This is a genomic window from Pseudomonas sp. NY15372, from assembly GCF_048068215.1.
GTDB classification, from domain to species: Bacteria; Pseudomonadota; Gammaproteobacteria; order Pseudomonadales; family Pseudomonadaceae; genus Aquipseudomonas; species Aquipseudomonas guariconensis_A.
On record NZ_JBLUPY010000049.1, the window covers coordinates 20,365 to 28,601 of the forward strand.

Below are 8,237 nucleotides of genomic sequence, written 5' to 3' on the forward strand. Positions count from 1 at the left end.
TAGCCGCTTGTTCTTTGTGCGACAGCGCAGCCCGGGAGGGCTGGGTGATCTCCCACAGGTTCGATTTGTCCCGCGATGCTTTCTATAGCTGCTCCAGCTGCTCCCGACAGAACTCCACGAACAATTGCGCCGGCTTGGTCAGTTGCACGCGCTTCAAGCGCGCCGCCGCCAGCCCCGACAGCGTCACCGGCTCGGCGATATCCACGGTCACCAAGCGCTGCCCGTCGTAGGTGTAGGGCGAATGCGGCCGGGTCACCAACAGCGAAAAACCGAACCCCTGCCCCACCATTCCCCGCACCATCTCGATCGACGGCGAACTGAAGACGATGTTCGGCGTCAGGCCCATCTCGTTGAACAGGCTGACGAAATAGGTACGGCTCGGCGCCACGTCGAGCAAAATCATCGGTTCCGAACACAGGTCCCGTAGGGACACCTGGGCCTGGCCTGCGAAGCGGTGTTTCTCCGGTAGCAGTACGTAGGGCTTTTGCGGCGCCATCAATGGCTCGGCCTCGATGGTGCCGTCGAGGTCATGATCGTAGAGGAATGCCAGGTCGAAGGTGCCGGCGGTCAGCCCCTGGATCAGGTCCTGCTGCTCACCGTCGCGCAGGCGGATATCCACGCCCGGGTAGCGCTCGCGAAAGCCGGCGATCAACCTGGGCAGGTACAACGGTGCCACCGTCTCGAAACACCCGATGTCGATCTGCCCGGCCACCGTGTCGTTGTCGGCCAGGGCGTTCTGCTCGAACTCGTGGGTCATCTGCAGCAGGGCCTTGGTCTTGGCGTAGAAACGCTTGCCGCTGGGTGTCAGCGACACGCCCTGGGCGTGGTGGCGGATGAACAATTGAACACCGAAGCTCTCCTCCAGGCTCTTGATAGCCGTGGAAATGGAGGGCTGTGCGATGTACAGCTGGCGTGACGCCTCGGCGACACTGCCAGCCTCCACGGTGGTGACGAAGTACTTGAGTTGACGCAAGGTATAGGAAGCCACAGGCACCTCTCTGGCGCCGTTGGCGGCGCACGGGATCTTTCCCGCCACCTTACCCTAGCGCCGGCTCGGCCGGCGCTTCGGTGGCCAAGGATTTGCCTATGGCTTGAGCATATTTTTCATTGAACGACACCGCACGCCACCCGAGCCCCACCCCCGCCAAGCTTTTCGGGGTGGTCGCTGTGATTGTCGCCACCGGCATGCACCATCAGGGCATGGCCCTTGAAGTCCTCTGCCTTGAGCCGTGGCGCCAATACCGGCGTCGTGGCCTTGCCGTCGGCACCGACATACAGCGCCGGCAGGTCGCCGCGGTGGCCGCTGTCATCGTAGGGGCCTTTGTGGGCGTTGGATGCATCTGGGTCCCAATGCCCGCCTGCGGCACCGGCCGGCACCGGCTTGCCGTTCTCCTGGGCAGGCTCGCACGAGGGGCGCTGATGCAGGTGGAAACCGTGCACGCCAGGTGGCAGGTCCTTGAGGTCCGGGGTGAGCACGGTGCCATACTGGCCCTGCTCGAGGGTGACCGTGCCGATCGGCTTGCCTGGGCCATCCGGGCCGGCCAGTTTCAACTCCACCGTCTGGGCGGCCTGGGCGAGGCCGGCGGTGGCCAGCAATGCGGTCATTACCACTGCTTTCATGACATTTCTCCATGGCGAGGGATATCGGGCTTCATGTATGCCCACCTATCAGGTGGGACTGCGCAGGTTGCCAGCGATTCCATCGCGCCACAGTCAGAAACACTTCCGTCCCTTGTAAGGAACCTCTGCGCAGGAGGGGTTTTCTACCCCATAACCATTACCATTGGAGGCTCATCGAATGCTCGATCCCAAAACCGGCATGCAACCTGGCGAACGCTACACGGTAGATAACGAGGAGCGTACCTGGCAGTTCACTGGCTTCTTCCTCGACGGCAAGTACTACCTCGGCCCCGACTTGCAGACGGCCCTCGGCTGGCTTGAAGGCACGCGGTTCTATTACGACGATGTCGACCCCGACGGTCAGCCGATCTTTCCGGATCGCCTGGCCGGGACCCTCGAAAACCTTGTGTTGACGCTGGCCGACGGCACCACGCTCAAGCTCGTGGGTTCGTTGCAGGGGCATCCGACCGACCAGCGCAAAGGCCTTTGAACCCTGAGCTGGCTGGCCGGTATCACTGTCGCCGCACAGCGACTCGAGGCACCTTCGCCTCAACACTATCGAGGCTGTGGACGCCGTTGCCCGTTCAGCCGACGCCCAGCATTCCACGTTCGACGATGAAGTCGATCACCGCCTGCAGCCCCTCCCCCTTCTTCAGATTGCTGAACGTCCACGGCCGCTCCGGGCGCATGCGCCGGGTATCATGCGCCATCACCTCCAGCGAGGCGCCGACATGGGGCGCCAGGTCGGTCTTGTTGATCACCAAGAAATCCGATTTGGTGATGCCGGGCCCGCCCTTGCGCGGGATTTTCTCGCCCTCGGCCACATCGATCACGTAGATGGTCAGGTCGGCCAGCTCCGGGCTGAACGTCGCGCTCAGGTTGTCGCCGCCGCTCTCCACGAAGATCACCTCGAGGTTGCCGAACTTGCGCGCCAGCGCTTCCACGGCAGCCAGGTTCATCGAGGCATCCTCGCGGATAGCGGTATGCGGGCAGCCTCCGGTTTCCACACCGACGATGCGCTCGGGCTCCAGCGCGCCGGCCTCGGTGAGGATGCGCTGATCCTCCTTGGTGTAGATGTCGTTGGTCACCACGGCGATCTGGTACTGGTCGCGCATGGCCTTGCACAAGGCTTCGAGCAGCGCGGTCTTGCCGGAGCCAACGGGGCCGCCGACACCGACGCGCAGGGGTTGCTGGTAATGTTGCATCAAGGCAGTCCTCAGGATCGGAACAAACGGGTGTATTGGGTTTCGTGACATGACGAGGCGATCGCCAGCAGTGGCAGGCCACCGCCGAGCTGGTCGTCTGCGAGGTTCAGGGCGCTTTCGAGCACGGCGGGCAGCTCTTCGCTCAAGTCCCGCAGCAGGGTCTGGGCGGCTTGCTGACCAAACGGCACCAACTTGACCCCTGCGGTCACCGCGCCCTCCAGCCAGGCGAAGCCATGGCCCAGGGCCAACTGGCGCAGCGCAATGGACCAATGCGCGCCAAGCCAGGCCATGCCGCCCAGCTGGCAACGTGCAAGGCTCGCACGCCAGGCCGGGGCCTGGCCCAGTTGCCAGCCGTCGAGCATGCGTGCCAGGGCGCTGCCGCGCTGTTGCTCTTCCAGCCGTAGCTCGGCGGTCTCCCGATTGGCCAGCAGGAAGCGGCACCAATGGTCGAAGCGCTCGATATCGTCGTCCAGGCAAGCCCGGTGCAGCCGCGCCAGCACCGGCCAGTCGAGCAGCCCCAGGGTGTCGTACATCTGCTGGCGCTGCCAGGCCGCGAAGCTCGAGACATCCTGCACCCAGCCAGCCTCCACCGCCCATTCCAGGCCTTGGGAATAGGTGAAACCGCCCACCGGCAGGCCGGGGCTGGCCAGTTGCAGCAGGCGCAGCAGCGCCAGGTCACCGCTCATCAGCCGACCAGCACGAATGCAGCGCCGGCCAGCAGTCCGCCCCCAAAGACCTTCTGCAGGCGGCTATGACGGCGCAGCAGGCAGCCGAGGGCGAAGCCTGCCACCAGCAGCAGGCCACTGACGGTGACGAAGCCTGCGCTGAACAACCAGAATGCACTTGGGGTGGCTTCCACGCCGTGGGCCCAGCCATGGAACAGCGCGAACACCGGCATGGCCAGGGCCAGCGACAGTTGCCGGTTCGGTAGCAGCAAGGCACCCGCCGCGACCAGAACAGACACCGCGATCATGGTTTCCATGCCCAGCACGCCGCCGAACAGATGACCGCACACCGCGCCGGCGAACATGGCCGCCAAGGTAGCCAACGGCAGGCCGAGGTGGCGCCGGGTCAAGGCTGCCAGCACACCGGTGCCCAGCAACATCAGCAGGTGGTCCAGGCCAGTGAGGGGGTGCAGCAGGCCGTCCTGCAAGGGATTGCTGTCGTGGCCTGGGTGGGCGAAGGCCGGCAAGGCCACCAGCAGCAAGGCAAGGGCGAAAGTCTTTTTCATCGAATGCTCCAAGGTATTTCAGGAATGGACGGGTAAACGCACGAACGGATGATCGTGGCCGTGAGCGTGACCGTGAGGCGCGTTCTGGTAGGCACCGGCCTCCGGCTCGAAAGGCGCCTGCTCGACCAGCACGGTCAGGCCGAGGCCGCGCAGCATCTCGTCCAGTACATGGTCGTGCTGGTAACGCAAAAAGCCCGCCTCGATCTGCAGCGGCACATGGCGGTTGCCCAGGTGATAGGCGGCACGGGCCAGCAACAACGGGTCGGCGCAGCGCGCCGTGGATACCTGCTCGGGGGCTGCCAGTACTCTCACGACTTGCATGCCCTGGGCATCGGCGAGCAATTCGCCACCGCGCAGCAAATGGCCGCGCTCGAGCATCAGCCCGGCTTCACGGCCATCGTCCAGGGTCATGCGCAAACGGCTCTTGATGCGGCGGTCCACATCCAGGGTGACGGTGCCGGTCACCCTTTCGGCTTCGGCGATCCGGCGGGTCAGGACAATCATGGGCACTCCTTCAGAACAGGAAATAACGCTGGGCCAGCGGCAACTCGCAGGCCGGTTCGCATACCAACAGCTCTCCGTCGGCGCGCACCTGGTAGGTCTGGGCATCCACCTCGATATGCGGCTGCAGGTCGTTATGGACCATGTCGGCTTTGCGCACCCGCCGGCAGCCGTGGGCCACGCCGATCAGGCTGCGCAGGCCAAGCTCATCGGCCAGGCCACGCCCCATCGCCACCTGGGGCAGAAAGGTCATGCGCGTGGCATGCCGCGCCGCGCCCAGGGCACCGAACATGGGGCGGTAATGCACCGGCTGCGGGGTCGGGATCGAACCGTTGATGTCGCCCATCGGCGCGCTGGCGATCATTCCACCCTTGATCACCAGCGCCGGCTTGACCGCGAAGAAGGCAGGCGACCACAACACCAGGTCGGCCAGCTTGCCCACTTCCACCGAACCCACTTCATGGGCGATGCCGTGGGTCAGGGCTGGGTTGATGGTGTATTTGGCGATGTAGCGCTTGACCCGGAAGTTGTCGCTGTAGCTGCCGTCCGCTGCCAGCGGCCCACGGCGCAGCTTCATCTGGTGCGCCACCTGCCAGGTGCGCAGCACCACCTCGCCGACCCGCCCCATGGCCTGGGAGTCGGACGAAGTCATGGCGAAGGCGCCCAGATCATGGAGGATATCTTCCGCGGCGATGGTTTCGCGGCGGATGCGCGACTCGGCGAAGGCCACGTCCTCGGCGATGCTCGGGTCCAAGTGGTGGCAGACCATGAGCATGTCCAGATGCTCATCGACCGTATTGACCGTGTACGGCAAGGTCGGGTTGGTCGATGACGGCAGCACGTTGGCCTGCCCCGCCGCGCGGATGATGTCCGGCGCATGGCCGCCCCCGGCGCCTTCGGTGTGGAAGGTATGGATGGTGCGATCGCCGATGGCCGCCAGGGTGTCCTCGATACAACCGGATTCGTTGAGGGTGTCGGTATGGATCGCCACCTGCACGTCCAGCTCCTCGGCCACGCCCAGGCAGCAGTCGATGGCGGCGGGCGTGGAGCCCCAGTCCTCATGTAGCTTCAGGCCCACCGCACCGGCGGCGATCTGCTCGCGCAGCGCTTCAGGCCGTGAAGCGTTGCCCTTACCCAGCAGGCCGATATTGATCGGCAGGCTGTCGGCGGCCTGGAGCATGCGCGCCAGGTACCAGGGGCCCGGCGTACAGGTCGTGGCATTAGTGCCGGTGGCAGGCCCCGTACCACCGCCGATGAAGGTGGTGACGCCGCTGGTCAGCGCTTCTTCCACCTGCTGCGGGCAGATGAAGTGGATATGCGAGTCGATCCCGCCAGCGGTGACGATCTTGCCTTCGGCGGCGATCACTTCCGTGCCGGGGCCGACCGGCACGGTGACACCTGGCTGCACGTCGGGGTTGCCCGCCTTGCCGATGGCGGCGATACGCCCGTGCCGGACACCGATGTCGGCCTTGACGATACCCCAGTGGTCGATGATCAAGGCATTGGTCAGTACCAGATCCATGGCGTCGGCGGCGAGCATCTGGCCTTGGCCCATACCGTCGCGGATGACCTTGCCGCCGCCGAACTTGACCTCCTCGCCATAGACGGTGAAGTCCTTTTCCACCTCGACCCACAAGGCGGTATCGGCCAGGCGCACGCGATCGCCCAAGGTGGGGCCGAACATGTCGGCATAGGCCTGCCGGGAAATGCGGCTCATGCCCTGCCCTCCAGCGCGCCCATCACCTTGCCCTGGAAGCCGAAGACCTCACGCTTGCCGGCATAGGCCACAAGCTGCACGGTGCGCGCCTGCCCCGGCTCGAAGCGCACCGCGGTGCCGGCGGGGATGTCGAGGCGAAACCCAAGCGCCGCTTCGCGCTCGAAGACCAGGCACTGGTTGACTTCATAGAAGTGATAATGCGACCCGACCTGCACCGGCCGGTCGCCATGGTTGGCCACGCTGACGCGGCGGGTTTCGCGGCCAGCATTGAGCTCGATGTCGCCCTCGGCGACCTGGACTTCTCCGGGAATCATGCTCGGCTCCTTACACAATGGGGTCATGCACGGTCACCAGCTTGGTGCCGTCGGGAAAGGTCGCCTCGACCTGCACGTCGTGCAGCATCTCGGGCACCCCCTCCATGACCTGTTCACGCTGCAGTACCTCGCGGCCCAGGCTCATCAGCTCGGCGACCGTGCGCCCATCGCGCGCGCCCTCCAGCACTGCGGCGCTGATCAGCGCCACCGCTTCGGGGTAGTTGAGCCTCACGCCTCGGGCCAGGCGCCGCTCGGCCAACAGCGCGGCGGTGAACAACAGCAGTTTGTCTTTCTCTCTCGGGGTCAGCTCCATGGCGCCTCTCTCAGGTGGCCCAGATGCGCGGCGGGCACGGGGCCAGGCCAAGGATGGCCGGACGCAGCACGTGCCAGAGGCGCTGCAGGGTGTGTTGCAGGTGTTGGTTGTCGTGGTCGAGCAAGCGAATCACCAGCAACGGCCCAAGCAAGGTGGCGCCGGCCGGACTGCCCAGCCCGTCGAGCACTTGCCTCGCCTTCTCCAGCACAGCGGTAGTTGCAGGGGTGGCGCAAAAAGTGGCGACCAAGGGATGATCGCCAAGCTTCTCCAATCGGCCACCTTCGATACGCAGCCGCTCGTGCAGCCCTGGGTCGTCGGGCATTTCGATGTGCAGGCGACTGTCCAGGGCACCCTGCACGAAGCGCTCGCCCATCACCGGTCGGCCCAGGCACAGGGTTTCCCAGGCCAGCAACCGGGCGCCGGGCTCGAGGGTGAAACGGCTGTCGAGACTGGCCCGGGCCCCGTTGAAGAAGATGCTGTCCTGGGGCAGCCATTCCAGGGTGCTGCCGGCAGCCAGGTGAAAACGCTGCCCGAGCTGCGCGGTCGGGCCGATGCTGCGGTAGAACTTGCTCGCCCCCGGCATGGTCAGCAGCGCGTGGCTGCCCGGTTCGAGGTGCACATCCAGCACCAGCCGGTCACCGGCAACGATGCCGCCAGGTGGGTGCAGCACATAGACATGGCACGGCGCCCCTTCCGGATGAAACGGACGCTGCACCAAAAGAGGACCGAAATGCCGGCGCGCACCAAGGCGGGTCATGCCCTGGCGTTGGATGAAGCGCAATTGCAACTGCGCACTCCAACCCGCCTCCTTCCCGGTTTTTTCGACCTGCTCCGCCAATGACATCCTGTGGCCCTTGAAATACCTGGCCTCATGGCCGCCAAAGAAGGTCATGCACCGCGCCATGCAACCACGCCGGCCTGACCATTCGATCAAATTCGCTGGCTGGGATATAGCAGGGAACGGGCCAACTCGGCAGGTGAAGGTTGATGAAACTTTTCGCGGGGGATGCCTGGTCTCGGGCAATCATCGGATGCCTTGGGATGCAGGTTAGGGCATGACCAAGAATTTCGATGCTGAATTCAAAAAACGAAACGTCCTACACCGCCTTGGGAAGCCGGAAATCCCCTGCCAGGCAGTTGTCCCTTAGCGTTCAATCGGTGCACAGCAACGCTTCCTACTTCCCTGCTCGGAGCCACTCATGAGCATCAGCAAATCCATCATCATCGCCATGCGCCAGGCGATCCCCAATCCCAACGGGACCTGCAACGCCTGCGAGCGAAGCGGCCTGCCCATCCTCCTGCTGCGTACCGCCTACGCTCCCAGGCCCCGCGCCAC

At 65.0% G+C, this 8,237-nt stretch carries 11 protein-coding genes; 1 reads left to right on the forward strand and 10 read right to left on the reverse strand.

What is annotated here, in order from left to right; translation table 11 throughout:
* Positions 1–82: 82 nt before the first annotated feature.
* Together ACNFG0_RS21440 and sodC are read right to left on the reverse strand one after the other, a co-directional pair.
* A complete protein-coding gene (locus ACNFG0_RS21440) occupies positions 83–988 on the reverse strand; it encodes a LysR substrate-binding domain-containing protein (RefSeq protein WP_196145315.1) in 906 nt (301 codons plus the stop codon).
* Positions 989–1,104: 116 nt separating this feature from the next.
* Positions 1,105–1,620, reverse strand: coding sequence for a superoxide dismutase [Cu-Zn] SodC (gene sodC / locus ACNFG0_RS21445; RefSeq protein WP_416766294.1), 516 nt, complete (start codon positions 1,618–1,620; stop codon positions 1,105–1,107).
* 178 nt (positions 1,621–1,798) lie between these two features.
* On the opposite strand from sodC, the gene ACNFG0_RS21450 reads away from it, so the two are divergent.
* On the forward strand, positions 1,799–2,110 hold the full coding sequence (locus ACNFG0_RS21450; RefSeq protein WP_196145313.1) for a hypothetical protein: 312 nt from the start codon (positions 1,799–1,801) through the stop codon (positions 2,108–2,110).
* A gap of 94 nt (positions 2,111–2,204) precedes the next feature.
* Here the strand turns inward: ACNFG0_RS21450 and ureG are convergent, their stop codons facing one another.
* From ureG to ACNFG0_RS21490, 8 genes are read right to left on the reverse strand one after another with little or no spacing between them, the layout of a single operon-like run.
* Positions 2,205–2,825 carry an urease accessory protein UreG gene (gene ureG, locus ACNFG0_RS21455; protein WP_196145312.1) on the reverse strand — a complete coding sequence of 207 codons (621 nt, stop codon included), beginning with the start codon at positions 2,823–2,825 and terminating at the stop codon, positions 2,205–2,207.
* An 11-nt stretch (positions 2,826–2,836) separates the two neighbouring features.
* A complete protein-coding gene (locus tag ACNFG0_RS21460; protein WP_416766297.1) occupies positions 2,837–3,511 on the reverse strand; it encodes an urease accessory protein UreF in 675 nt (224 codons plus the stop codon).
* On the reverse strand, positions 3,511–4,056 hold the full coding sequence (locus ACNFG0_RS21465) for a HupE/UreJ family protein (protein ID WP_196145310.1): 546 nt from the start codon (positions 4,054–4,056) through the stop codon (positions 3,511–3,513). The genes ACNFG0_RS21460 and ACNFG0_RS21465 overlap by 1 nt, the downstream gene beginning before the upstream one ends.
* An 18-nt stretch (positions 4,057–4,074) precedes the next feature.
* Positions 4,075–4,560, reverse strand: coding sequence for an urease accessory protein UreE (gene ureE, locus ACNFG0_RS21470; RefSeq protein ID WP_196156738.1), 486 nt, complete (start codon positions 4,558–4,560; stop codon positions 4,075–4,077).
* Between the two features lie 10 nt (positions 4,561–4,570).
* Complete coding sequence (ureC, locus tag ACNFG0_RS21475; RefSeq protein ID WP_416766299.1) at positions 4,571–6,274, reverse strand: urease subunit alpha; 1,704 nt, start codon at positions 6,272–6,274, stop codon at positions 4,571–4,573.
* Complete coding sequence (locus ACNFG0_RS21480; protein ID WP_416766301.1) at positions 6,271–6,588, reverse strand: urease subunit beta; 318 nt, start codon at positions 6,586–6,588, stop codon at positions 6,271–6,273. The genes ureC and ACNFG0_RS21480 overlap by 4 nt, the downstream gene beginning before the upstream one ends.
* Before the next feature lie 10 nt (positions 6,589–6,598).
* The gene (locus tag ACNFG0_RS21485) at positions 6,599–6,901 is read right to left on the reverse strand and encodes an urease subunit gamma (protein WP_196156739.1); all 303 of its coding nucleotides are present in this window, start codon (positions 6,899–6,901) and stop codon (positions 6,599–6,601) included.
* A 10-nt stretch (positions 6,902–6,911) separates the two neighbouring features.
* Positions 6,912–7,745 carry an urease accessory protein UreD gene (locus ACNFG0_RS21490; protein WP_416766303.1) on the reverse strand — a complete coding sequence of 278 codons (834 nt, stop codon included), beginning with the start codon at positions 7,743–7,745 and terminating at the stop codon, positions 6,912–6,914.
* Positions 7,746–8,237: the final 492 nt, after the last annotated feature.